The sequence below is a fragment of the Pseudomonas massiliensis genome (genome assembly GCF_000826105.1).
Taxonomy (GTDB): Bacteria; Pseudomonadota; Gammaproteobacteria; order Pseudomonadales; family Pseudomonadaceae; genus Aquipseudomonas; species Aquipseudomonas massiliensis.
The window spans coordinates 696,010-719,173 of record NZ_CCYK01000007.1 but is presented as its reverse complement, the minus strand read 5'-3'; the positions used below and the strand labels follow the sequence as shown (position 1 = coordinate 719,173).

Genomic DNA, 23,164 nt, shown 5'->3' with positions numbered 1-23,164 from the left:
ATGGCATTCCTGGGTTGTGACCGAAGGCGAATGTGACCGTTCGGTCAGCCGATGGGCCTTATTCGGCTTTGCGCTTCCTCAGCGGCGCCAGCCCGTCCTGGCTTGCCAGGCCGCTGCTCTCGGCGGGCTTGGCGGCTGGCTTGCGGCCTGCCGGGGCGCGCTTGGGCGCCGCGGATTTGCCGGTGGTTTTCTTGTCCTTGTCGGTTTTCTTTTTCTTCACGCCCACGGCCTTGCCCGAAGCCTTTACCTTCTTCGGCCCCTGGTAGGTGCCCTTCACTTCCTTGATCACCCGGCGCTCGAACTGCTGTTTCAAATAGCGTTCGATGCTGGACATCAGGTTCCAGTCGCCGTGACAGATCAGCGAAATGGCCAGGCCTTCGCTACCGGCGCGGCCGGTGCGGCCTACCCGATGGACGTATTCGTCGCCGCTGCGGGGCATGTCGAAGTTGACTACCAGGTCCAGCCCTTCCACATCAAGGCCGCGGGCCGCCACATCGGTGGCGACGAGGATCTTCGCCGAACCCTGCTTGAGCCGCTCGATGGCCAGTTTGCGGTCTTTCTGGTCTTTCTCGCCGTGGAGCACGAACACCTTGAAATCCTTGGCCACCAGATGGCCGTAGACCCGATCCGCCATGCTGCGGGTGTTGGTGAAGACAATCGCCTTGCGATAGGTCTCGTTGGCCAGCAGCCACTGTAGGATGCTTTCCTTGTGGGCGTTATGGTCGGCAGTGATGATTTGCTGACGGGTGGCTTCGCTCAGGTCGCTGACGTTGTTGACCATCAGGTGACGCGGCGCCTTGAGCACCTTGGCGATCATCTCGCGCAACCCGGCCCCGCCGGTGGTGGCGGAAAACAGCAGGGTTTGCCGTTGGCCAGGGCACAGGTCGCACAGACGGTTGACGTCTTCGGCAAAGCCCATGTCCAGCATGCGGTCGGCTTCATCGAGCACCACCACTTCCACCTGGGCCAGGTCCAGGTTGCCCGCGTTGAGGTGTTCGAGCAGGCGGCCGGGGGTGCCGATGAGAATATCCGGCACCTTGCGCAGCATCGCCGCCTGCACCTTGAAATCCTCGCCGCCGGTGATCAGGCCGGCCTTGATGAAGGTATAGCGGGAGAAACGCTCCACTTCTTTCAGGGTTTGCTGTGCCAGTTCGCGGGTGGGCAGCAGGATGATCGCGCGGATGTCCACCCGAGGCTTGGCAGGGCCGATGAGACGGTTGAGCAGCGGCAGCACGAAGGCCGCGGTCTTGCCGCTGCCGGTCTGGGCCGTTACCCGCAGATCATGCCCTTCCAGCGCCGGGGGGATGGCGGCGACCTGCACTGGCGTCGGCTCGACGAAATTGAGCTCGGCCACGGCTTTGAGCAGGCGTTCATGAAGGGCGAATTGGGAAAACACGGGTACTACCTCGAAGGGAACCTGGAACGACTGCATAGGGTAGCGGAGCCGGGCCTGACAAGCGAGCGATGGCCGCCTCGGCGGTCAGCCACGGGCTCGTCCGCGTCGGCTGATCCACACCGAGGCCAGGATGATGCCGCCGCCCAGGGCCAGCCGGCCCAAGGGCTCCTGGTGGTTCCAGATCATCAGGTTGAGCGACAGGCCAACCGGCACGTGCAGGTTGTTCATTACCGCCAGGGTGGCGGCCGGCACCAGGCTGGCGCCCTTGTTCCAGGCGTACATGCCGAAGGCTGTCGCGACCAGCCCGAGGAACAGCAACACACCCCACTGCAATGGCTGCGCCGGGAATCGGGCCAGGTTGCCGAAGGCCAGGTAGGCTGGCAGGGCCACCAGCAAGGCACCCAGGAAAAAATAGCCAAACCCATGATATTGCGGTCCTGCAAGCGGATGCCGCGCCATGAGCCGTTTATAGAGCACTTGCCCGGCGGCGTAGGTGAGGTTTGCGACCTGCAGCAGCACAAAGCCCAGCAGGAAATGACCGCTGATGCCATCGAAGCGAATCACCGCGGCACCCGCCACGGCCACCAGCGCGGCAAGCAGGGCCCAGCCATTGAAGCGGCGTTCCAAGGCGTCCTGGAGCAAGGTGACGTGCACGGGGGTAAGGATGGTGAACAGCAACACTTCAGGCACGGTCAGCACGCGGAAACTCAGGTACAGGCAGACGTAGGTCACGCCGAACTGTAGCGCGCCTATCAGCAGCATCCGCCGCACGAAGCGAGCGGATAGCCCACGCCACCGGGTCAGGGGCAGGAACACCAGGCCGGCGATCAGTACTCGAGCGAGCACGGCGAAATAGCTGTCCACCTGACCGGCAAGGTATTCACCGATCAGGCTGAAGGAGAACGCTTGGACAAGGGTGACGATCAGTAGATAGGGCATGGGCGCGAAGAGCAGGCGAAAGGGCGCGCCACCCTAGCACATCAGGCCACCTCGGCCAGCGCGGCGCGTGCCTGGGCCAGGCCCTTCTCCAGGAAATCGCCGCCCATGTTCAGGCCTTCGGCATGGATGAAGGTAACGTCGGTTATCCCGATGAAGGCCAGCACCTGACGCAGGTAGGGCTCCTGGTGGTCGCTGGCGGCACCGGCATGGATGCCGCCGCGGGCGGTAAGTACGTAGGCCCGCTTGCCGGTGAGCAGGCCTTCAGGGCCGGTGGCGGTGTACTTGAAAGTCACCCCAGCGCGCAGCACGTGGTCCAGCCAGGCCTTGAGGGTGCTGGGGATGGCGAAGTTGTACATGGGCGCGGCCAGGACGAGCACGTCGGCGGCCAGCACTTCCTCGGTCAGCTCGTTGGAGCGTGCCATTGCCGCGGCTTCCTCGGCGCTGCGCTCGGCTTCAGGTTTCATCCAGCCACCGAGCAGGGTGGCATCCAGATGAGGTACAGGCGCGCTCGCCAGGTCGCGGACCTGCACGATGTCTTGGGGATGCGCAGCCTTCCATTGGGCGATGAAGGCTTGGGTCAGTTCGCGGGATACCGAACCTTCCTGGCGGGCGCTGCTTTCGATCACTTGGACGCGGGACATGTTGAACTCCTAGAGATGTGTTGGAATGGCGCTAGATTAACCAGCACATAATCGATATAAAAGCGCAATAAACCGCTATTAATAATCGAATTTAATGATCAACATGGCTTATCTAACCTTAGAGCCGAAACCATGAAAGCGCCCCGCGTCACCCTAGACCAATGGCGAACCTTGCAGGCCGTCGTCGATCACGGCGGCTTTGCCCAGGCCGCCCAGGCACTCCACCGCTCCCAGTCCTCGGTCAGCTACACCGTAGGGCGAATGCAGGAGCAGCTCGGGGTTCCCTTGCTGCGTATCGATGGTCGCAAGGCCGTGCTCACCGATGCCGGCGCCGTACTGCTGCGACGGTCGCGCCAACTGGTGAAGCAGGCCAGCCAGCTTGAAGACCTGGCCCAGCACATGGAACAAGGCTGGGAAGCGGAGGTGCGACTGGTGGTGGATGCAGCCTACCCCAACGCCAGGCTGGTCCGGGCACTTAGTGAATTCATGCCGCAAAGCCGGGGTTGCCGTGTGCGCTTGCGTGAGGAAGTGCTCTCTGGCGTGGAAGAGGTGCTGCTCGAAGGCCTGGCGGACCTGGCCATCAGCGGCTTCAGCATTCCAGGCTACCTAGGCACAGAAATGAGCAGGGTGGAATTCGTGGCCGTGGCCCACCCCGATCATGCTCTCCATGGCATGAATCGGCCGCTGACCTTCCAGGACCTGGAGAACCAGTTGCAAGTGGTGATCCGTGACTCCGGCCGCCAGCAGCCAAGGGACGTGGGCTGGCTGGGGTCGGAACAGCGCTGGACCGTGGGCAGCCTGGCGACCGCCGCCAGTTTCGTCAGCAGTGGCCTGGGCTTCGCCTGGTTGCCGCGGCACATGATTGGGCGGGAGCTGCGCGAAGGGTCACTCAAGCCCTTGCCACTGGAACAGGGCGGCAGCCGCCAGCCGGCGTTCTACCTGTACTCGAGCAAGGAAAAGCCGCTTGGCCCGGCCACCCAGATCCTGGTGGAGCTTCTGCGCCGCTTCGACATCGCCTGCCTGGAGACGCATGCCCCCGCCGAGGGCAAAGCCTGAGGGCGTCCTCTTCTCAGCGCGGAGCCCGCGGCCAATCCGGCGGAACACCGGGCGCCACCTGTATGTCCATACCAATGCGCAGGGCCGCCGCAGCCACCTTTGCTGGCGACCGGCGGCGTTTCCGGTACCCTGTTATGCGCCTGTCGTGTCCTGCGATGGGCCATGCCAACGTCACCGAAGGATTCCAAGCACCATGCTCGAACGTATCCTGCTCACCCTGAGCACTGTCTTGCTCGCCACTGCTCTGCAGGCGGCTCCCGCCACTAAACCTCATGTGTTGCTCGACACCGACATGGGCCAGATCGAGGTGGAACTGGACGCCGAAAAGGCGCCCATCAGCACCAGGAACTTCCTGATGTACGTGGACAAGGGCTTATACAACGGCACTCAGTTTCATCGGGTGATCCCGGGCTTCATGGTTCAGGGCGGCGGCTACGACCGCAACCTCAACGAGAAGCCCACCGAGGCACCGATCAAAAACGAAGCGGACAACGGCTTGAAGAACCTCACCGGTACCCTCGCCATGGCCCGGACCTCCGCGGTGGATTCGGCCACCAGCCAGTTCTTCATCAACGTGAATGACAACGCCTTCCTCGACCACGGCGCCCGCGACTTCGGCTACGCCGTGTTCGGCAAGGTGGTCAAGGGCATGGATGTGGTTACCAATATCGTGAGCAGCCCGACCACCACGCGCAACGGCATGCAGAACGTGCCGTCCAATCCAGTGATGATCAAGTCCGCCAAGCGCATCGACTGACCCGAGTTACACCGCCCGGCCCCCGGGCGGCTTACCAGACAGGAGGGCAAGCCCATGCTGTTTCGCCGTTTCGAGCAGTGGATCGATGTATTCCGCGAAGCGCCCACCGACGCGCCCCCGAGCAAGGTCACCGCGTTCTACCTCTACTACCTGCGCCAGGTCTGGCCAAGCTTCGCTGCGCTGCTGGTGGTGGGCCTGATCGCCGCGCTGATCGAAGTCGCGCTGTTCAGTTACCTGAGCGACATCATCGACATGGTCAACAGCACACCGGCCGATCGATTCTTCGCCGAGCATTGGGGCGTGCTGACCTGGATGCTCGTGGTGGCCATGATCATCCGTCCGGTTTTCGTGTGCCTGCACGACTTGCTGGTGCACCAGACCATCTCCCCGGGCATGACCAGCATGATCCGCTGGCAGAATCATAGCCATGTGCTCAAGCAGAGCATGAACTTCTTCCAGAACGACTTCGCCGGCCGCATCGCCACCCGCATCATGCAAACGGGCAATTCCCTGCGCGATTCCGCGGTACAAGCCGTGGATGCTCTCTGGCATGTCACCATCTACGCGGTGAGCTCGCTGGTGCTCTTCGCCGAGAGCGACTGGCGGCTGATGGTGCCGCTGATCCTGTGGATCCTGGCCTATGTCATTTCGCTCTGGTACTTCGTGCCACGGGTCAAGGAACGCTCCGTGGTGTCATCGGACGCACGCTCGAACCTGATGGGGCGGATCGTTGACGGCTATACCAATATCACTACCCTCAAGCTGTTCGCCCACACCAACCTCGAGCATCAGTACGCCCGCGAGGCGATCAGCGACCAGACGGAAAAGACCCAGCTGGCCAGCCGGGTGATCACCAGCATGGACGTGGTCATCACTGCCCTCAATGGGCTGCTGATCGTAGGTACCACCGGCCTGGCCCTGTGGCTGTGGACCCAGGGCCTGCTCACCGTCGGCGCCATTGCCCTGGCCACCGGCCTGGTGATCCGCATCGTGAACATGTCAGGCTGGATCATGTGGGTGGTCAATGGCATTTTCGAAAACGTCGGCATGGTGCAGGACGGCCTGCAGACCATCGCCCAGCCCTTGAGCGTCACCGACCTGCCCAACGCACCGGAACTGAAAGTCGAGCGTGGCGGTGTCCGGTTCGAGGCGGCGGAGTTCCACTACGGCAAGGTAGGCCGGGTCATCAGCGGCCTGGATCTGGAGATCGCCCCTGGGGAAAACATTGGCCTGATCGGGCCGTCCGGCGCGGGCAAGTCCACGGTGGTCAACCTGCTGCTACGGCTGTACGACCTGGAAAGCGGGCGTATCCTCATCGATGGCCAGGACATCGCCCAGGTCCGCCAGGAAAGCCTGCGCGAGCAGATCGGCCTGATTACCCAGGATACCGCCCTGCTCCACCGGTCCATCCGCGACAACCTGCTATACGGCCGTCCCGGCGCCACTGAGGAAGAGCTTTGGGAAGCGGTGCACAAGGCCAAGGCGGACGAGTTCCTGCCCTACCTCACCGACGCTCAGGGCCGCACTGGCCTGGATGCCCACGTAGGTGAGCGCGGCGTGAAGCTGTCCGGCGGCCAGCGCCAGCGCATTGCCATTGCCCGGGTACTGTTGAAGAACGCGCCCATCCTGATCATGGACGAAGCCACCTCGGCGCTCGATTCGGAGGTGGAGGCCGCCATCCAGGAAAGCCTGGAAACCCTGATGGAAGGCAAGACCGTGATCGCCATCGCCCACCGCCTGTCGACCATCGCCAAGATGGACCGCCTGGTGGTGATGGACAAAGGCCGCGTGGTAGAAGTCGGCACCCACAGCGAGCTGCTTGCCCACAAAGGCCTGTACTCGCGCCTGTGGCGTCACCAGACCGGTGGCTTCGTCGGAGTAGACTGAGCCGTGTTCACCCTGGACCTGTTCGCCGACCAGCCACGCTCGACGGGTGAGCGGCGCCAACTGGGTCCGGGGGCCTGGCTTCTTGAAGGCTTCGCCTTCGAGCAGGCCGCCGAGCTGCTGGCGGCCATCGAGGCCGTACAGGCCGAGAGCCCCTTTCGCCACCTGGTGACCCCTGGCGGGTTCACCATGTCGGTGGCAATGACCAATTGCGGCCGCCTCGGCTGGGCCAGCGATCTGAGTGGCTACCGTTACAGCCCTTTGGACCCGCTCACCCGAGCCCCTTGGCCGCCTCTGCCGGAGGTGTTCGCGACCCTGGCAGCAAGTGCGGCCATTACCGCTGGCTATCCCCCCTTCGAACCGGATGCTTGCCTGATCAATGCCTATGCCCCGGGTGCCCGGCTGTCACTGCATCAGGACAAGGATGAGCAGGACCTCGCCGCGCCCATCGTTTCGGTGTCCCTGGGCCTACCGGCGGTTTTCCTGTTCGGCGGCCACAAACGCAATGACCCGGTGACCCGGTATCACCTGCAGCACGGGGATGTGGTGGTATGGGGAGGCGAAGACCGCCTGCGGTTTCATGGGGTTTCACCTGTCAAGGCCGGAGAGCACCCCCTGGTGGGGAACAGGCGCCTGAACCTGACGTTTCGTAAAGTTACCGCTTAGTCATCTTCACGGGCATCGGCTTGAATCGGAGCATTCGGTAGCTTCGCTACCTCCCACCTGTGGGACCCGGCGCCAGCTGGGGAATCGCCCCCTCAGGCCCCCAACTCCGGAAACAACACGCTGGTATAGCCAAAACGACTGAAATCGGTAATTCGCGAGGGGTACAGCCGGCCAATCAGGTGATCGCATTCGTGCTGCACCACCCGCGCGTGGAAATCATGGGCTACCCGCTGAATGGCCTTGCCCCGGGCATCGATGCCTTCATAGCGGATGTGCTTGTAGCGAGCCACCATGCCGCGCAGCCCGGGAACCGACAGGCACCCTTCCCAACCGTCCTCGAGCTCCGGGCTCAGGGGCGTGATCAAGGGGTTGAGCAACACGGTACGCTCCACCGCGGCGGCACTGGGATAGCGCTGGCTGTGGTCGAAACCGAACACCACCACCTGCAGGTCCACACCTATCTGCGGGGCCGCCAGGCCCACGCCGCCCGCGGCCTGCATGGTGGAAAACATGTCGGCGATGAGTTCGTCCAGCTCATGACTGCCCAGCAGCCCCTCCGGCACCGGAGGGGCCACCCGCAGCAGGCGCTCGTCGCCCATCTTGAGAATGTCCCGGAGCATATGGACCTCACTGGCTCGCTTCGGCTTTGCCTCCCCCCAGCCCGGCGCGGTCTTCTGCGCTGCCTTCGGAGGGTTCACCCGGGGCTTTCTCACCCTTGTCCTTGCCTTCGGCGGACATGTGTTCGATCACTGCGTTCATCTCGGCACCGAGCAACAACACCGCCGAGGAGATGTAGAAGTACAGCAGCAGGATGATGATCGCGCCGATGCTGCCGTACATGGCATTGTAGTCGGCAAAGTTGGTCACATAGAAAGCAAAGCCCACGGACGCCAGGATCCACACCACTACCGCCAGCACCGCGCCGGGTGTCAGGAAGCGGAAACGCTGGTCGACGTCGGGCATCAGGTAGTACATCAGCGCCACTACCAGCATCAGCAGTATCACCACCAGAGGCCAGCGGGCGATGGTCCAGATGGTGACCGTGATGCTTTCCAGGCCGATCTGTCCGGCGATCCAGTTCATCACCTGTGGGCCGAGCACCATCAGCGCCGCCGCACAGAGCAGCAGGCCGGCCAGGCCGACGGTGTAGAGCACCGAAAGCGGAAGGCGCTTCCAGGCCGGGCGACCCTCCGCCACGTCATAAGCGGCGTTCATGGCGCTCATCAGCGAGCGAACCGCCGCCGAGGCCGTCCATAGCGCCGCGATGATACCGAAGGAGAGTAACCCCCCCTTCGATTGCTGCAACTGGTCGATCACGGGATTGACCGAATCCAGGGCCTGGGGCGGCAGCACCAGGGTCGCCTGCTCGCGCAGCCAGGAGAAGAAGTCCGGCAGGTGCAGGAAACCGATCAACGCGATCAAGAACAGCAGGAAGGGGAACAATGAAAACAGCATCTGGTACGCCAGCGCCGAGGCGTAGGTCGACATTTCATCGTTGGAGAATTCTTGTACCGTGCGCACCAGCACCTTGCTGAGCGGAAGTTTCTTCATGTCCGGAAAGATCATCTGGCGCTCCTGTCGTCTGCCCCTTGGCCTTGCCAGGCCGTTCCTTCATTCATCGCCATGCAGATAGCACAGCGGCCATCCTGAGATGACCGCTGTAGTGTCGCTAAAGTTTATTCAAACGCTACAAGACCTGTACGCGTTTACATTCTGTCGGTACGGGTCGCGTCGTCCACGGCATTCTTCACGTCGCCCTTGGTCTGCTGCGCCTTGCCCTTGATTTCCTGGGCGGCACCACGGGCCTGGGTTTCGGTATTACCAGTCGCCTTGCCTATTTCCTGGCGGGCCTTACCGGCGATTTCGTTGGCAGTGCCTTTGATTTTGTCACCAGTGCCACTCATGAGCTGTACTCCTTAGTGATGATTGAAATGACTTCAATCGGCATAAGAGTTGACTCACCGCTGCGTTGGAGAGTTGCAGTTTTTTTTCGCAAGGCGCGCTGCTGCCGACAGATGGCAACTCAGGCCAGGCGGATGCCTTCTTCCTCGATAAGAATTTTACCGGCCTTGTACAGCGCGCCGATGGCCTTCTTGAAATTGCCCTTGCTGACCCCGAAACGCTGGGCGATGACCTCGGGCGCAGTACGGTCGCTCAGCGGCAGTTGGCCACCGGCCTCGCGCAAGGCTGCAAGGATCTGCCCCTGCAGCCCTTCCACGGCCTGCTGGCCCGCTGGCTGCAGGCTCAGCGCGATCTTGCCGTCGGCCCTCACTTCCTTGATGTAGGCGGTTTCACGCATGCCGCTGCGCAGGAACTTGAACACTTCGTTCTTGTGGATCAGGCCCCAGTGGGTGTTTTCGATGACCGCGTTGAAGCCCAGGTCCGTCTGCCCTGCCACCAGTACTTTCACTGCCTGACCTTCCCGATAGTTGGCCGGGGTCTTGTCCAGGTAGCGGTCGATCTTCGCGCTGGCGGTGATGCGCCGGGTGCGACGGTCCAGGAACACATGGACGATGCAGTACTCGCCAGCGCGCAACTGGCGCTTTTCTTCCGAGAACGGCAGTAGCAGGTCCTTGGGCAGCCCCCAATCGAGGAAGATGCCGATGGAATTGATTTCGACCACCTTCAGGCTGGCGAACTCGCCTACCTGAACCTTGGGCTTCTCGGTGGTCGCCAGGAGCTTGTCTTCACTGTCCAGGTAAACGAATACGTTCAGCCAGTCCTCGACCTCGTGAGGCACGCCCTTGGGTATGTAGCGGTTGGGCAAGAGGATCTCGCCATCAGCCCCGCCATCGAGGTAAAGCCCGAAATCCGTATGCTTGACGACTTGCAAGCTGTTGTAGCGACCCACCAAAGCCATGTTCGATACCTTCGTTGACAAGCCGATAGTGTAACCCAGCACAGTGCCGTCGATGGCTGATCCCCGCGCCTCACTCACCCCCGGCCAGGCTGAACGCTTCAGCTCATTTCGGCCAAATCGACGAGCGGCATGCGCCAAGCCGTGTTGAGCGTTATCCTCTGCCCCGTCTAAACCGGGCCTGGCGGCCTCGACCGGTGCCGTTGCGAACCAGACGTAGCACCCGCGCCTCGCACAGGAGTGACCCATGCTCAAACCCAGCCTGATGCTGGCTGCCGGCCTATTGGCCGCGCCTCACCTGAACGCTCAGACCCTGCAGCGGGAATGGGGAGACTTCGACCTCAAGCTCGGCACCACGCCCAACCGCAGCATGGCCCAGGGGCTGGTCGCGCCTGGCTCGGTCGGCTCGGTACATGGCGGCATCGATATCAGTCACGACAGCGGCTGGTATTTCGGGCAATGGTCGCCCAGCGTTGGCCTGAGCCCGGACAGCAGCTTCGAACTGGACAGCTACCTGGGGTACAAGCAGCGGATCGACAATGCCCTCGGCTACGAGCTTGGCATGATCGGTTACACCCGCCCTGAAGTGGCGGACGGCAACAGCCATCAGCTGTATGCCGGCCTGCGTTTGTTCGAAAGCCGCTTTGGCGCGGCCTACAGCGAAGCGATAGGAAGCCGCTCGGGTACATTGTTCGCCGACCTCGGCCAATTGCCCCTGGTAGGCATGGATCTGTCCGTCAAGGTCAGCCACTACAGCTTGAGCTCGCCCTATGAATTGGGGGACGGCCAGTTGATCGACGGCTACAGCGACTGGTCGATGCAGGTGTCGCGCCCGCTCATGGGGGTCGACCTGAACCTGGTCTACAGCAGCTCGGACCTGAGCGGCGGGCAATGCCTGGCCTACTCCGGCCATAACCCGGCCTGTGACAGCATGGTGATGATCAAGGCGCAGCGTACCCTCTTCTAGCGCTCAGGTATGAACAGCAGCCGGGACGAGGTGTCCTAGCTGGACTGGGCAACCGATGCGAAGGGTCAGGCATTGAGACGATGGCACGCCTTGCTGTGGCTATTGGGCCTGCTGGCCCTGGCGGGCTGCACCCGCATGGACCTGGCCTACCGCAACCTGGACACCCTCATTCCCTGGACCCTCGACGATTACCTGGACATGAACCGGGAGCAAAAACACTGGTTCGAGGATCGCCTGGCCGAACACCTGCGCTGGCATTGCCAGACCCAATTGCCTGGCTACCTGCCCTGGCTGGACCGCTTCGAACAAGGCGTGGCTGAGCGAAGCCTCGATGACCGGGCCCTGCGTACACTGACCGACGAGGCCGAGCAGGCAGCCGCCGCGGTGGCAGTGCAAATCACGCCCTCGGCGGTAGAGCTTTTGCAGCAACTGAACGATCAGCAGGTCAGCGACTTGAAGGTTGCGTTTGCCAAGGACATTGCCAAGCGACACGCGGAAAAGGTAGCGCCGCCGCTGGAAGAACAGATCCAGAAGCGAGCCGGCAACATGATCAAGCGGTTGGAGCCCTGGCTGGGCGACCTTCATCCGCAACAGCTCGCTGCCGTGCAGAGCTGGGCCCGGCAACTGGGCGAGCATGATCGTATCGCTCTGGAAGCACGGGCTCGTTGGCAGCGGGCCCTGCTGGAGGCGCTCGCTCATCGGCGGGAGCCCGGTTTCGATACCCGGGTGGCGCAGCTGCTGCAGCGGCGGGACAGCCTCTGGCCAGCAGCCTACAAGGAGGAACGGGCACGCAGCGAGGCAGCGGCCAGGCAGCTGACCCTGGAATTGTTACGCCTGAGCGACGCGGATCAGAGAGGGCAGCTTATCGAGCGGCTTCAGCACTTGCGTGAGCGCTTCGCCTCCCTGCGCTGCTTGAACTAGGTAATGGCGCTGCGTTGATGACGACCCTGCGGGCGCGATCAGCGCCTGGCAGCGCTCGCCCAGGCCGCGCCGGATTCGCCAGCCAGGCCTGCTCCGCGCCAGCCAGGGCTCTCGGCGCTGCCGGCCAGGGTCAGGCACCAGTATTCCATGTCGCCGCGCAGGTCCAGCGCCTGGCCCATTCCGATGTGCACGAATCCAAGTGCCTCATGGGCTGCGATGGCCTGGCTATCGGTGACGGCCAAGCCGGCATAGACAGCCAGGTGGCCTTGGGCTTGCAAGTGTTCGAGTAAGGAACGATACAGCGAGCGCATCATGCCGGCCTGGCGACCTTCCCTTGTCATGTAGACGGTGATGTCTACGGACCAACGCAGCGCCAATGGCGCCTTGTGGGCCTGGGCATAGGCATAGCCCACCAGGCTGTCGTTGCACTCGGCGACGAGAAAAGGATAGCGACCCAGAGTGGAGGCCAGCAGGCCGCACAGGTCGGGATCGTTGCCCGCCGGTACGGAGAAAGCGTTGTCAGCGTTGGCGTGAATGGCGCGAAGCGCCTTGCAGTCATTGAGCCGTGCAGTTCTGACCAGGCAAAACGTCATAAAGCAGACATCCTGAAAAAATTCCCGAAATGCGAGGAATCCGTCGCAAGCAGTGCTCCCTTGAAGCCTGCGCAGAATGGATCCAGCCAAACGGGCGCGCAAGCCTAGCCCGATGTGAGGCATCTCGGCACGACGAAAGTGCCGTTGCGATTCAAAGGTTTTCAGGCATTGAAAGGATTTGTGACGTAGATCCCAGGTCGGGCTCGCTGCCTGGCGTGGTAACCCTTTGCAGGCGCCAGCCAAACTGGCGAACCGGTACCCATCTGTGGGCCGGTTCACCCGCTGGCACGGGCTCCCACCAGCTTTAGCCGAACAGCCAATACCCCAGCGCGGTCAGCACGGCTATCGCCAGCACGGGACGCAGAACCCGGTAAGCCTTGGGGTGGCGGCGCTTGAACTGCTTGACCTGACCGCTGGTGGCATTGCTGAAGCGCTTGCTCCAGGCGTAGGCCCGGTTGATGCCGCCCACGCGCTCGTCGTCCAGGTTCTGGGGCGCGGTGGCACGTCCGAGGAAAGCGCTGACGCCGCGGTTGATCCGGGTCATCAGGGCATTGGACAGTGGGCGCTCGATATCGCAGAACAGGATCACGCGGGTTTCGTCGGTCTCGTTCTTCACCCAATGCACATAAGTTTCATCGAACATCACGTCCTGGCCGTCGCGCCAGGCATACGGCTGGCCGTCTACGTAGATGCGGCAGGCATCGGAATTCGGCGTAGCCAGCCCCAGGTGGTAGCGCAGGGAGCCGGCGAAGGGGTCGCGATGCGGGTTCAGGTGGCTGCCGCCAGGTAGCAGCGCGAACATGGCGCCCTTCACATTGGGAATGCCGCTGACCAGCTCGACGGTGCGTGGGCAGAGGGCCGCGGCCGACGGCAACGGCTTGTCGTACCACTTCAGGTAGAAGCGCTTCCAGCCTTTCTTGAAGAACGAGCCGAAGCCGGCGTCGTTGTCTTTCTCCGCGGCACGGATATAGCCCTCGTCGAACAGGCGCATGGCTTCCTCGCGAATCACGCCCCAGTTGTCCCGCAGCACGTCCAGCTCGGGAAAGCGGCTACGGTCCAGGTAGGGCCTGGAGGGTACGCTGGAGAACAGGTACATCAAGGCATTGTAGGGCGCGAATAGCGCTGAATGGTTGACGAACTGACGCAGCACTGGCAGCCGCGCCTTGCCGCGCAAATGCACATAGAGCGTGCTGCCGATGAACATCAGCAGCACAAGGGCCTTGGCGGTGAAGGAAAGGGTCATGCAGCGCTCCTGGGGTTTCGCGGGTGCGCCATGATAAACCCGAAGCCGCCGCGCGCACAGGTCAAGGGCGACCGCCTTTGACCAGGGTGATGCTCAGGGCTGGTTTTCCTGCTCGGTGAACAGGTCGCTGAACAGCATGCTCGACAGGTAGCGCTCCCCGGAGTCGGGCAGGATGACCACGATCGTCTTGCCCTGCATTTCCGGCTTTTCAGCCAGGCGCACGGCGGCGGCCATGGCGGCGCCGCAGGAAATCCCGCAAAGGATGCCCTCCTCGCGCATCAGCCGCAGGGCCATGGCCTTGGACTCTTCATCGGTTACCTGCTCGACCCGGTCTACCAGGCTCAGGTCCAGGTTCCCGGGAACGAAGCCTGCGCCTATGCCCTGGATCTTGTGGGGCGCCGGCTTGATCTCCTCTCCGGCCATGGCCTGAGTGATCACTGGTGAACCCACTGGCTCCACCGCGACGGAGAGGATCTGCTTGCCCTGGGTGCGCTTGATAAAACGGGAAATGCCGGTCAGGGTGCCACCTGTGCCGACGCCCGCGACCAGTACGTCCACGGCGCCATCGGTATCCCTCCAGATTTCCGGGCCGGTGGTTTTCTCATGGATCGCGGGGTTGGCCGGGTTCTCGAACTGCTGCGGCATGAAATAACGTTCAGGGTCGCTTTCGGCCAGTTCCCTGGCCTTGTCGATGGCTCCCTTCATGCCCTTGGCGGGCTCAGTGAGCACCAGCTCCGCGCCCAGGGCCTTAAGCACCTTGCGTCGTTCCAGGCTCATGGAGGCCGGCATGGTCAGCATGAGCCTGTAGCCCCGGGCAGCCGCGACGAAGGCCAGGCCGATGCCGGTATTGCCGGAAGTAGGCTCGACGATGGTCATGCCTGGCTTGAGACGGCCGTTGGCCTCGGCGTCCCAGATCATGTTGGCGCCAATGCGGCACTTGACCGAATAGCCCGGATTGCGCCCTTCGATCTTGGCCAGCACGGTCACGCCGCGAGGCGCCAGGCGGTTGATCTGCACCAGGGGCGTATTGCCGATGGAGTGGGCGTTGTCAGCGAAGATGCGGCTCATGGCGAGCTCCTTGCGAGGAGGCGAATCAGTGGCCGAAGGGTAAGCCCACGCAGGGACAGCGTCCAGTGATGGACGAACCGGCGAACGTCTGGCGCGCAAGAAAGTCCATTGAGCACAGTTATGGAGCTCACGCTGATGAAAGGTCGCTACCGTTGGCCCCTGGTGGTCATTGCCGCCCTGGTGGTCCTGTTGGTCATCCTGCATATCGCGCTGCCCTTCCTGGTGCGCGATTACCTGAACGACAAGCTGCGCGACATGGGCGCCTACAGCGGCCACGTGGCTGACGTGGATTTGGCCCTGTGGCGGGGCGCCTACGTAATCAACGGCCTGGAGATCACCAAGGTGGACGGCAAGGTACCCGTGCCGCTGCTGGACGTTCCGCGTACCGACATCGCTGTCAGCTGGCATTCGCTCTGGCATGACCACGCCGTGGTCGCCCGCATCGCCTTCCAGCGGCCGACCCTCAACTTCGTCGACGGCGGCGCCAACAAACAGGCTTCGCAAACCGGTGAAGGCACCGACTGGCGCGCCCAACTGGAAAAGCTGTTGCCCATAACCCTCAACGAAGTGCGCGTGGACGACGGCAAGATCACCTTCAACAATTTCACTTCCAAGCCGCCCGTCAAGCTTGAAGCCACTCGCATCGATGCCAGCCTCTATAACCTGACCAATGTGGAAGACGCCCAAGGCAAGCGCGATGCCCGCTTCGAAGGCAAGGCCCTGCTGTTCGGTCACGCCCCCTTGGATACCCAGGCTACCTTCGACCCCTTCAGCGATTTCGATGACTTCGAATTCCGCCTGCGCGTGACCGACATCGAGCTCAAGCGAGTCAATGACTTCGCCTCGGCCTACGGCAAGTTCGACTTCAATGCCGGCCATGGAGATGTGGTGATCGAGGCCCAGGCCAACAAAGGCAGGCTCAGCGGCTACATCAAGCCACTGCTGCGAGACGTGGACGTCTTCAACTGGCAACAGGACGTCGAGAACAAGGACAAGGGCTTCTTCCGTTCCATCTGGGAAGCCCTGGTGGGGGGCACCGAGACGGTGTTGAAGAACCAGCGCAAGAACCAGTTCGCTACCCGGGTCGAGCTCAGCGGCAACGTGCACCAGCAGGACATCAGCCCTCTGCAGGCTTTCTGGCAGATCCTGCGCAACGGCTTCGTCCAGGCATTCAGCGCTCGCTACGAGCAGGCGCCGCCCAGCGAGGACTGACCCAGGCCCGATGAATTCAGGCGCCGCGCGCGCTATGATCCTCGCCATCAAGAACAAGAGGATTCGGCGCATGAAATTCGAAGGGACCGCGGCATACGTGGCGACGCCCGATTTGAAGCTGGCGGTCAACGCGGCCATCACCCTTGAGCGGCCGCTGCTGGTCAAGGGCGAGCCAGGCACCGGCAAGACCCTACTCGCCGAGCAACTGGCCGAGGCCTTTGGTGCTCGCCTGATCACCTGGCATATCAAGTCCACCACCAAGGCACACCAGGGCCTCTACGAATACGATGCGGTCAGTCGGCTGCGTGACTCACAATTGGGCGTGGACCGGGTACACGATGTACGCAACTACCTGAAGAAGGGCAAGCTGTGGGAAGCCTTCGAAGCCGAGGAGCGGGTGATCCTGCTGATCGACGAGATCGACAAGGCGGATATCGAATTTCCCAACGACCTGCTGCAAGAGCTCGACCGGATGGAGTTCTACGTCTACGAGACGGACGAGACCATCCGGGCGCGTCACCGGCCGATCATCATCATTACGTCGAACAACGAAAAAGAGCTACCCGACGCTTTCCTGCGCCGCTGCTTCTTCCACTACATCGCCTTCCCGGACCGGGACACGCTGCAGAAGATCGTCGACGTTCATTTTCCAGGCATCAAGCAGAGCCTGGTCAGTGAGGCGCTGGATGTATTCTTCGACGTACGCAAGGTGCCGGGCCTGAAGAAAAAGCCGTCTACCTCCGAACTGGTGGACTGGCTCAAACTGTTGATGGCTGACAACATCGGCGAGGCAGTGCTGCGCGAGCGCGACCCGACCAAGGCGATCCCCCCGCTGGCGGGCGCCCTGGTGAAGAACGAACAGGACGTGCAGTTGCTTGAACGCCTGGCCTTCATGAGCCGTCGCGGTAATCGCTGATCCGCGGAGGCGCCTGCCATGCTGCTCAATCTTTTCAACGAACTGCGCGCGGCCAGGGTGCCGGTGTCACTGCGCGAATGGCTGGACCTGCTCGAGGCGCTGGAGCGGCACGTAGTGTTCGCTGACATGGACGCCTTCTATTACCTGGCCCGCGCCATCCTGGTGAAGGACGAGCGCCATTTCGACAAGTTCGACCGGGCCTTCGCTGCCTATTTCAATGGCCTGGAAAACCTGGGCGAGCATTTGCAGGCGCTGATTCCCGAGGACTGGCTGCGCAAGGCGTTCGAGCGCTCGCTCACCCCCGAGGAGCGCGCCCAGATCCAGACCCTGGGCGGGCTGGACAAGCTCATCGAGGCCTTCAAGCAGCGCCTGGCCGAGCAGAAGGAGCGCCACGCCGGCGGCAACAAATGGATAGGCACCGGCGGGACCAGCCCCTTCGGCTCCGGCGGGTACCACCCCGAAGGCATCCGGGTAGGGGACGCCGGCCAGCGCCAGGGGAAGGCGGCGAAAGTCTGGGACCAGCGAGACTACAAGAACCTGGACGACCAGGTAGAGCTGGGCACCCGTACCATGAAGATGGCGCTGCGACGGTTGCGCAAGTTCGCTCGCCAGGGCGCGGCCGAGGAACTGGATATCGATGGCACCATCGACCACACGGCCCGTGATGCCGGGTTGCTGAACATCCAGCTACGCCCCGAACGGCGCAATACGGTCAAGCTGCTTTTGCTGTTCGACATCGGCGGTTCCATGGATGCCCATGTCAAAACCTGCGAAGAACTCTTTTCCGCCTGCAAGACCGAGTTCAAGCATCTGGAGTATTACTACTTCCACAACTGCGTCTACGAGTCGGTGTGGAAAAACAACCTGCGCCGTACGTCCGAGCGCACCGCCACCTATGACCTGCTGCATAAATACGGCGCCGACTACAAGGTGGTATTCGTAGGGGACGCCGCCATGTCGCCCTATGAGATCACCCATCCGGGCGGAAGCGTCGAGCATTGGAACGAAGAGGCTGGGGCGGTGTGGATGCAGCGCTTCAAGGAGAAGTTTCGCAAGGTCATCTGGATCAACCCCTACCCCAAGGAGACCTGGCACTACACCGCCTCGACCGGCCTGATGAGACAGCTGGTGGATGACAGGATGTACCCGTTGACACTGGCCGGCCTGGAGGAAGGCATGCGTTACCTGGCCAAGTAAGGCCTCGGCCCACTACGGACGGAGCTTGTGGTGGGAGCCAGCGCAGTTGGCGATTCTCCCCATGGAACATTCGGCAGCTAGCGCTGCCTCCCACCATGGTGAACCGAGCCCCTGGTGTTGAACAGCGAAGTCATCAGCCGGTGGGAGCCAGCGCAGTTGGCGATTCTCCCCATGGAACATTCGGCAGCTAGCGCTGCCTCCCACCACTGTGAACCGAGCCCCTGGTGTTGAACAGCGAAGCGATCAGCCGGTGGGAGCCAGCGCAGCTGGCGATTCTCCCCGTGGAAGCATTCGGCAGCCAGTGCCTCCCCATGGACTGAGCTTGGGTCAGCGCCAGCTTTCGGGAATCGGCTTGCGTGGCCGGATGCCAAAGGTATAGCCGATACCGATCAGCAACCATTCGATGGCCGCCGCGAGCAGCAGCGCCATGCTGACACCCCAGGCAATGGCCTCGGGTGACAGCGGCACACGATAGTCGTACCCGTTCAGGGTTTCCTGACGAATCTGCGGGTCGGCGGCGCTGACTACGTGCCAGGCCCTTTCATACCAGCGCCCCTGCAGGGCCTGCCATTCCCGCGACAACGCCTGTTCGCGACTCACCAGCCCCGCCACGCTCTGGGCGTCGCTGCGAAACACGGGGTCGTCGCTGGCCTGATAATGCTTTACCAGGGCCTGCAGATCACCATTGAAGAACTTGTTCGCGGTGTCGGTGAAGCCTTGCAGTGCTCTTTGGGCTTCCAGCAGGTGAGCTTGTACTCGCTGGGCGTAGTCATCGATCACCCCGGGCACCTGAACCCCCACAAGCAGGCCAATGGCAAAGACGATCAACCGCAGGTAGCTACGTAGCATCTCACTTCCTTATTCGACATGACCTTCGGCAACGATTTCCCCGCCTCGCCAGAGCACCCAGCGCCCCGGCTCATGGCGGTGCCAGGTTTCGTTCTCGGTCAACGGCTCGGTGGCGATGACCGTGACCACATCATCAGGCGTAGTTTCAGCCTGAAAATCCACGATCACGTCCACGTCCTTGAGCCGTGCCGGTCCGAATGGCGCCCGCCGGGTGATATGGGCCAGCTTGGTGGAGCAGAAGGTGAACAGCCAGTCGCCGTCGCTGAGCAGGCCGTTGAACACGCCCAGCCGACGGTAACCGGCGCAGGCCTGGACCAGGATCGGTACCAGGTACTCTTCCTGTACCGGTTCCGGATAGGCGGCGCGGATGCGATTGAGCAGGTCGCAGAAGGCCGCCTCGCTGTCCGTGTCCCCCACCGGGCGGTAGAACCCCGGGACGGGGATGAAGTTCGCCAGTTGCCCGTTATGGGCGAAACACCAGTTGCGGCCCCACAGCTCTCGCACGAAGGGGTGGGTATTGGCCAGGCACACCTTGCCCACGTTGGCCTGGCGTACGTGGCCGATCACCACTTCACTCTTGATGGGATAGTGCTGGACGAGTTCGGCCACGCGCGACTCGCAACTGGGCGCCGGATCCTGGAACAGCCGCAGGCCGCGACCTTCGTAGAAGGCGATACCCCATCCGTCCCGGTGCGGACCAGTGCGCCCGCCGCGCTGGATCAGACCGGTGAAACTGAACACGATATCCGTAGGCACGTTGGCACTCATGCCGAGCAGTTCGCACATGGCCGCCTCCCGATGGCTTACAAGCGTGGTTCGATACGCATGGAACCGCCTTCCGAGGGCCGCCTCGGCGCCGTGATGGACGAACGCGGCCCGACTGAATGACCGCCCCTATCCACGGGCGCGGCCTCGGCGTAGGGTTCGGCGGCCTTCTGCCTGGACTGTTCGGCGTGGCGTTGCGCCTCGGCGTCCGCTTCGGCCCGCCGCGCGCGGCCTGCCCGTTCGATGGGCCAGCGCACCAGGACGAACAACAGATACAGCGCCAGGGCGATAGCGGCGTACATGGCCAGGTCCGATACCGCGCGCCAGGCATTACCCGCCACCTTGAAAAGTAGATCGAGCGCGGTAATGGCGATGGCCGGCGCGAACTTGTCCTGGGCCGGGTCCACAATGGTAGGGCTGAACAGCGCCACCGCGCCCACTACCCGCAAGGGCTCGCGCAACCAGCGCCACAGCCAGCGCGTCAGGCGGAACCACACAAGCAGGCAGCCCAGGGCAGCGAAGGCATACAGCCCCCAGGCGATGTAATAGTCGTTCTCGGTCATGGTGTTCGTGGCAAGGCGGCAAAGTGACGCTTATGATAACGGCTTTTGGCCCCAGGCGCAGTGCCGCCGGCCAGCGCGCTGCGCGCCACCGAACCGAGGACCCGCCATGACCCAGCCCCAGCCCCCGATTGCCCGCAAGGCGCCTGGCAGCGACCCCTACGCCTGGCTGCAGGCGCGTGACAGCGAAAAGGTGCTGGCCCACCTGCGGGCCGAAAATGCCTACATGGAAGCCTGCCTGGCCAACGAAGCGCCTTTGCGCGAGGCCTTGTTCGAAGAGATCCGCGGTCGCATCCAGGAAACCGACCTCAGCCTTCCTTCTCCGTGGGGCCCCTGGCTGTATTACTCCCGAACCACCGCTGGCGACGAATACGCGCGGCATTACCGGGCGCCGCGGCCTGCGGACGGCTCCCTGGACGTAGCGCCGGAAAGCGAAATCCTTCTGCTCGACCCTAACGCCCTGGCCAACGGGGGCTATCTCTCCCTGGGCGCTTTCAGCGTCAGCCCGGATCACCAGCGCCTGGCCTACAGCCTGGACACTCAGGGCGATGAAACCTACCAGCTGTTCGTCAAGGACCTGTCCAGCGGTGACATACAGGCACTGCCGTTCGAGGCCTGTTCGGGCAGCATGACCTGGGCCAACGACAGCGCGACGCTGTTCTTCGTCGTTCATGACGATACCCATCGCCCCTATCGTCTGTATCGGCATCGGCTCGGCGAGACGGGCGCCACTCTGGTGTTCGAAGAGCCCGATGGTCGTTTCTTCCTGCATTGCTACCGGGCCAGCTCCGAGCGCCAACTGGTGCTGCACATCAACAGCAAGACCACGGCGCAGGCCTGGGTACTGCCGGCGGACAAGCCTGAGGGCAGCTTCGCCTGCGTGGCCGAACGTCGCGAGGGCCACGACTACGACCTGGACCACGGGCAGTTGGAAGGCACCTGGACCTGGTTCATCCGCAGTAACCGTGACGGGCTCAATTTCGCCCTCTACCACTGCCCGGATACGGGCGAGCCGCCCCGCGAGGCGGGTTGGCAGACACTGGTGCCTCATGATCCGGAAGTGATGCTCGAGGGCTTCACGCTGAACCATAGGGCCTACGTGCTCAGCCTGCGCCAGGCCGGGCTGCCGATCGTGCAGGTGTTCCCCGTCGGCGCCGATGCCTACCGGGTGCAACTGCCCGACGCCGCCTACAGCCTCTACGTGCAGGACAGCCTGGAATACCAGGGCGAGTACATTCGCCTGCGCTACGAAGCCCTCAACCGTCCTGGCCAGGTGCGCCAGCTCAGCCTGGCCGATGGTGCGCAGGTAGTGCTCAAGCAAACCCCGGTGCTGGGCGCCTTCGACGCGGATGACTACCTCAGCGAGCGCCTGTGGGCGACCGCCACCGATGGCACCCGGGTGCCGGTGACGCTGGTGCGCCGCAAGGATCGCATCGGCGGGCCGATGCCGCTGTACCTGTACGGCTATGGCGCCTATGGCGAGAGCCTGGACCCCTGGTTTTCCCACGGGCGGCTCAGCCTGCTGGACCGTGGCGTGGCCTTCGCCATCGCCCACGTGCGCGGTGGCGGCGAGCTGGGCGAGCAGTGGTACCAGGCCGGCAAGCAGGCCAACAAGCCCAACAGCTTCACGGACTTCATCGCCTGCGCCGAACACCTGATCGGGCAAGGCATCACCGCGCCTGATCGCCTGGTGATCAGTGGCGGCAGCGCCGGCGGCCTGTTGATGGGCGCGGTGCTGAACCTGCGGCCCGACCTGTTCACTGCCGCCATCGCCGAGGTGCCCTTCGTCGATACCCTCAACACCATGCTTGACCCGGACCTGCCGCTGACCGTGACCGAATACGACGAGTGGGGCAACCCGGCGGACCCGGACGTGTATGCGCGCATCAAAGCCTATGCGCCCTATGAAAACGTGAGGGCCCAGGCGTATCCGCATATGCTGGTGATAGCCGGCTACAACGACAGCCGAGTCGCCTACTGGGAAGCGGCCAAATGGGTGGCGCGGCTGCGCGAACTCAAGACCGACGACCATCTGCTGCTGCTCAAGACCGAAATGGGCGCCGGCCATGGTGGCATGAGTGGCCGTTACCAGGGGCTGCGTGACCTGGCCCTGGAATATGGCTTTGTGTTCAAGGTGCTGAACCTGGTGTAAACAACCTTCAATAGAAAGCGAAGATATCGACCATGACCAATGCCGCCTCGTTGAACAATGAAATCCGCATCATGTTGATGGACTGCGGCCTGTTCAACCAGCTTCAGCCCGAGGACTGCGGCATTGCCGCCGGGTATTTCAGCATCGTCTCGATGGAAAAGGGCACGCTCATCTTCAACGAAGGCGACGCGGGCACTTTCATGTGCATCATCCACTACGGCAACGTTTCGGTCAGCAAGACCGATGCCGAGGGCAACCAGGTTGACATTGCCTTGCTGCGCAAGGGGCGTTCGTTCGGCGAAATGGCCGTGCTCGATGGCGAACGCCGTTCCGCCACCTGCGTAGCCGCCACGGACTGCCAACTGCTGAGCCTGGGCAAGGACTCGCTGGAGAAGATGATGGTCGAGGCGCCCAAGGTGGCTGCCAAGCTGATCCGCGCCCTGGCGGTGTCGCTGTCCAAGCGGCTTCGCATGGCGGACGGGCAGCGACTCTCCTGACCGTCAGGTTCCGCTTCGGTTCCGCTTC

General features: G+C 63.0%; 24 protein-coding genes. 11 read left to right on the top strand and 13 right to left on the bottom strand.

All coding sequences use genetic code 11. From position 1 onward, the window contains the following. Positions 1–58 precede the first annotated feature (58 nt). The 3 genes from BN1188_RS14165 to BN1188_RS14155 are packed head-to-tail and all read right to left on the bottom strand — an operon-like array spanning position 59 to position 2,976. Entirely contained in the window at positions 59–1,432 is a 1,374-nt protein-coding gene (locus tag BN1188_RS14165) for a DEAD/DEAH box helicase (protein WP_088776211.1), read from the bottom strand. 48 nt (positions 1,433–1,480) lie between these two features. After that, positions 1,481–2,335 (bottom strand): carboxylate/amino acid/amine transporter, encoded by an 855-nt coding sequence (locus tag BN1188_RS14160; RefSeq protein WP_040262094.1) that lies wholly within the window; start codon positions 2,333–2,335, stop codon positions 1,481–1,483. Positions 2,336–2,376: 41 nt separating this feature from the next. Next, on the bottom strand, positions 2,377–2,976 hold the full coding sequence (locus BN1188_RS14155; protein ID WP_040262093.1) for an FMN-dependent NADH-azoreductase: 600 nt from the start codon (positions 2,974–2,976) through the stop codon (positions 2,377–2,379). 132 nt (positions 2,977–3,108) lie between these two features. Between BN1188_RS14155 and BN1188_RS14150 the strand changes: the two genes are divergently transcribed. The 4 genes from BN1188_RS14150 (at position 3,109) to alkB (ending at position 7,339) form a co-directional block, all read left to right on the top strand. Continuing rightward, positions 3,109–4,032, top strand: a complete 924-nt coding sequence (locus tag BN1188_RS14150; protein ID WP_040262092.1) for a PA3225 family LysR-type transcriptional regulator — start codon at positions 3,109–3,111, stop codon at positions 4,030–4,032. Between the two features lie 193 nt (positions 4,033–4,225). Continuing rightward, positions 4,226–4,789, top strand: a complete 564-nt coding sequence (locus tag BN1188_RS14145; protein ID WP_040262091.1) for a peptidylprolyl isomerase — start codon at positions 4,226–4,228, stop codon at positions 4,787–4,789. A 54-nt stretch (positions 4,790–4,843) separates the two neighbouring features. Continuing rightward, positions 4,844–6,676, top strand: coding sequence for an ABC transporter ATP-binding protein (locus BN1188_RS14140; protein ID WP_040262090.1), 1,833 nt, complete (start codon positions 4,844–4,846; stop codon positions 6,674–6,676). 3 nt (positions 6,677–6,679) lie between these two features. Then, complete coding sequence (gene alkB, locus BN1188_RS14135; protein ID WP_040262089.1) at positions 6,680–7,339, top strand: DNA oxidative demethylase AlkB; 660 nt, start codon at positions 6,680–6,682, stop codon at positions 7,337–7,339. A 92-nt stretch (positions 7,340–7,431) separates the two neighbouring features. On the opposite strand, the gene def is transcribed toward alkB, so the two are convergent. The 4 genes from def to BN1188_RS14115 form a co-directional block, all read right to left on the bottom strand. Next, positions 7,432–7,959 (bottom strand): peptide deformylase, encoded by a 528-nt coding sequence (def, locus tag BN1188_RS14130; RefSeq protein WP_040262088.1) that lies wholly within the window; start codon positions 7,957–7,959, stop codon positions 7,432–7,434. 7 nt (positions 7,960–7,966) lie between these two features. Further along, on the bottom strand, positions 7,967–8,905 hold the full coding sequence (locus BN1188_RS14125; RefSeq protein WP_040262087.1) for a YihY/virulence factor BrkB family protein: 939 nt from the start codon (positions 8,903–8,905) through the stop codon (positions 7,967–7,969). 140 nt (positions 8,906–9,045) lie between these two features. Beyond that, entirely contained in the window at positions 9,046–9,243 is a 198-nt protein-coding gene (locus BN1188_RS14120; protein ID WP_040262086.1) for a CsbD family protein, read from the bottom strand. Between the two features lie 119 nt (positions 9,244–9,362). Next, positions 9,363–10,199: a CvfB family protein gene (locus BN1188_RS14115; protein WP_040262085.1), complete on the bottom strand. Its 837-nt coding sequence runs from the start codon at positions 10,197–10,199 to the stop codon at positions 9,363–9,365. A 244-nt stretch (positions 10,200–10,443) separates the two neighbouring features. On the opposite strand from BN1188_RS14115, the gene BN1188_RS14110 reads away from it, so the two are divergent. Beyond that, entirely contained in the window at positions 10,444–11,163 is a 720-nt protein-coding gene (locus tag BN1188_RS14110) for a TorF family putative porin (RefSeq protein ID WP_040262084.1), read from the top strand. Between the two features lie 72 nt (positions 11,164–11,235). Beyond that, positions 11,236–12,084: a DUF6279 family lipoprotein gene (locus BN1188_RS14105; protein ID WP_040262083.1), complete on the top strand. Its 849-nt coding sequence runs from the start codon at positions 11,236–11,238 to the stop codon at positions 12,082–12,084. Between the two features lie 38 nt (positions 12,085–12,122). On the opposite strand, the gene BN1188_RS14100 is transcribed toward BN1188_RS14105, so the two are convergent. The 3 genes from BN1188_RS14100 to cysK all read right to left on the bottom strand — a co-directional run bounded on the left by BN1188_RS14100 (position 12,123) and on the right by cysK (position 14,988). Next, on the bottom strand, positions 12,123–12,677 hold the full coding sequence (locus BN1188_RS14100) for a GNAT family N-acetyltransferase (protein ID WP_052469281.1): 555 nt from the start codon (positions 12,675–12,677) through the stop codon (positions 12,123–12,125). Between the two features lie 304 nt (positions 12,678–12,981). Beyond that, positions 12,982–13,920, bottom strand: coding sequence for an aspartyl/asparaginyl beta-hydroxylase domain-containing protein (locus BN1188_RS14095; RefSeq protein WP_040262082.1), 939 nt, complete (start codon positions 13,918–13,920; stop codon positions 12,982–12,984). A 93-nt stretch (positions 13,921–14,013) separates the two neighbouring features. Further along, positions 14,014–14,988, bottom strand: a complete 975-nt coding sequence (gene cysK, locus BN1188_RS14090) for a cysteine synthase A (protein WP_040262081.1) — start codon at positions 14,986–14,988, stop codon at positions 14,014–14,016. Positions 14,989–15,123: 135 nt separating this feature from the next. Here cysK and BN1188_RS14085 point away from each other — a divergent pair, with 135 nt between their 5' ends. The 3 genes from BN1188_RS14085 (at position 15,124) to BN1188_RS14075 (ending at position 18,313) form a co-directional block, all read left to right on the top strand. Beyond that, positions 15,124–16,200, top strand: coding sequence for a DUF748 domain-containing protein (locus BN1188_RS14085; protein WP_040263965.1), 1,077 nt, complete (start codon positions 15,124–15,126; stop codon positions 16,198–16,200). 70 nt (positions 16,201–16,270) lie between these two features. Further along, positions 16,271–17,116: an AAA family ATPase gene (locus BN1188_RS14080; RefSeq protein ID WP_040263963.1), complete on the top strand. Its 846-nt coding sequence runs from the start codon at positions 16,271–16,273 to the stop codon at positions 17,114–17,116. Positions 17,117–17,134: 18 nt separating this feature from the next. Next, entirely contained in the window at positions 17,135–18,313 is a 1,179-nt protein-coding gene (locus tag BN1188_RS14075; RefSeq protein ID WP_040262080.1) for a vWA domain-containing protein, read from the top strand. A gap of 327 nt (positions 18,314–18,640) precedes the next feature. Here the strand turns inward: BN1188_RS14075 and BN1188_RS14070 are convergent, their stop codons facing one another. Genes BN1188_RS14070 through BN1188_RS14060 form a run of 3 tightly spaced genes read right to left on the bottom strand, consistent with a single transcriptional unit; the run spans position 18,641 to position 20,490 of the window. Next, the gene (locus BN1188_RS14070; protein WP_040262078.1) at positions 18,641–19,162 is read right to left on the bottom strand and encodes a DUF2937 family protein; all 522 of its coding nucleotides are present in this window, start codon (positions 19,160–19,162) and stop codon (positions 18,641–18,643) included. A 9-nt stretch (positions 19,163–19,171) separates the two neighbouring features. After that, the gene (locus BN1188_RS14065; protein ID WP_040262077.1) at positions 19,172–19,948 is read right to left on the bottom strand and encodes a class II glutamine amidotransferase; all 777 of its coding nucleotides are present in this window, start codon (positions 19,946–19,948) and stop codon (positions 19,172–19,174) included. 17 nt (positions 19,949–19,965) lie between these two features. Continuing rightward, positions 19,966–20,490, bottom strand: a complete 525-nt coding sequence (locus tag BN1188_RS14060; protein ID WP_040262076.1) for a hypothetical protein — start codon at positions 20,488–20,490, stop codon at positions 19,966–19,968. A gap of 106 nt (positions 20,491–20,596) precedes the next feature. On the opposite strand from BN1188_RS14060, the gene BN1188_RS14055 reads away from it, so the two are divergent. Beyond that, positions 20,597–22,639 (top strand): S9 family peptidase, encoded by a 2,043-nt coding sequence (locus BN1188_RS14055; protein WP_040262075.1) that lies wholly within the window; start codon positions 20,597–20,599, stop codon positions 22,637–22,639. Positions 22,640–22,671: 32 nt separating this feature from the next. After that, the gene (locus BN1188_RS14050) at positions 22,672–23,136 is read left to right on the top strand and encodes a Crp/Fnr family transcriptional regulator (protein ID WP_040262074.1); all 465 of its coding nucleotides are present in this window, start codon (positions 22,672–22,674) and stop codon (positions 23,134–23,136) included. Positions 23,137–23,164 lie beyond the last annotated feature (28 nt).

Coding starts and splice junctions, on each gene's coding strand:
- BN1188_RS14080 (WP_040263963.1), top strand. CDS start 16,271: ATGAAATTCGAAGGGACCGCGGCATACGTGGCGACGCCCGATTTGAAG.
- cysK (WP_040262081.1), bottom strand. CDS start 14,988: ATGAGCCGCATCTTCGCTGACAACGCCCACTCCATCGGCAATACGCCC.
- BN1188_RS14110 (WP_040262084.1), top strand. CDS start 10,444: ATGCTCAAACCCAGCCTGATGCTGGCTGCCGGCCTATTGGCCGCGCCT.
- BN1188_RS14070 (WP_040262078.1), bottom strand. CDS start 19,162: ATGCTACGTAGCTACCTGCGGTTGATCGTCTTTGCCATTGGCCTGCTT.
- BN1188_RS14100 (WP_052469281.1), bottom strand. CDS start 12,677: ATGACGTTTTGCCTGGTCAGAACTGCACGGCTCAATGACTGCAAGGCG.
- BN1188_RS14060 (WP_040262076.1), bottom strand. CDS start 20,490: ATGACCGAGAACGACTATTACATCGCCTGGGGGCTGTATGCCTTCGCT.
- BN1188_RS14120 (WP_040262086.1), bottom strand. CDS start 9,243: ATGAGTGGCACTGGTGACAAAATCAAAGGCACTGCCAACGAAATCGCC.
- BN1188_RS14165 (WP_088776211.1), bottom strand. CDS start 1,432: ATGCAGTCGTTCCAGGTTCCCTTCGAGGTAGTACCCGTGTTTTCCCAA.
- BN1188_RS14095 (WP_040262082.1), bottom strand. CDS start 13,920: ATGACCCTTTCCTTCACCGCCAAGGCCCTTGTGCTGCTGATGTTCATC.
- BN1188_RS14145 (WP_040262091.1), top strand. CDS start 4,226: ATGCTCGAACGTATCCTGCTCACCCTGAGCACTGTCTTGCTCGCCACT.
- BN1188_RS14150 (WP_040262092.1), top strand. CDS start 3,109: ATGAAAGCGCCCCGCGTCACCCTAGACCAATGGCGAACCTTGCAGGCC.
- BN1188_RS14115 (WP_040262085.1), bottom strand. CDS start 10,199: ATGGCTTTGGTGGGTCGCTACAACAGCTTGCAAGTCGTCAAGCATACG.
- BN1188_RS14065 (WP_040262077.1), bottom strand. CDS start 19,948: ATGTGCGAACTGCTCGGCATGAGTGCCAACGTGCCTACGGATATCGTG.
- def (WP_040262088.1), bottom strand. CDS start 7,959: ATGCTCCGGGACATTCTCAAGATGGGCGACGAGCGCCTGCTGCGGGTG.
- BN1188_RS14155 (WP_040262093.1), bottom strand. CDS start 2,976: ATGTCCCGCGTCCAAGTGATCGAAAGCAGCGCCCGCCAGGAAGGTTCG.
- BN1188_RS14160 (WP_040262094.1), bottom strand. CDS start 2,335: ATGCCCTATCTACTGATCGTCACCCTTGTCCAAGCGTTCTCCTTCAGC.
- BN1188_RS14125 (WP_040262087.1), bottom strand. CDS start 8,905: ATGATCTTTCCGGACATGAAGAAACTTCCGCTCAGCAAGGTGCTGGTG.
- BN1188_RS14055 (WP_040262075.1), top strand. CDS start 20,597: ATGACCCAGCCCCAGCCCCCGATTGCCCGCAAGGCGCCTGGCAGCGAC.
- BN1188_RS14140 (WP_040262090.1), top strand. CDS start 4,844: ATGCTGTTTCGCCGTTTCGAGCAGTGGATCGATGTATTCCGCGAAGCG.
- BN1188_RS14050 (WP_040262074.1), top strand. CDS start 22,672: ATGACCAATGCCGCCTCGTTGAACAATGAAATCCGCATCATGTTGATG.
- BN1188_RS14085 (WP_040263965.1), top strand. CDS start 15,124: ATGAAAGGTCGCTACCGTTGGCCCCTGGTGGTCATTGCCGCCCTGGTG.
- BN1188_RS14075 (WP_040262080.1), top strand. CDS start 17,135: ATGCTGCTCAATCTTTTCAACGAACTGCGCGCGGCCAGGGTGCCGGTG.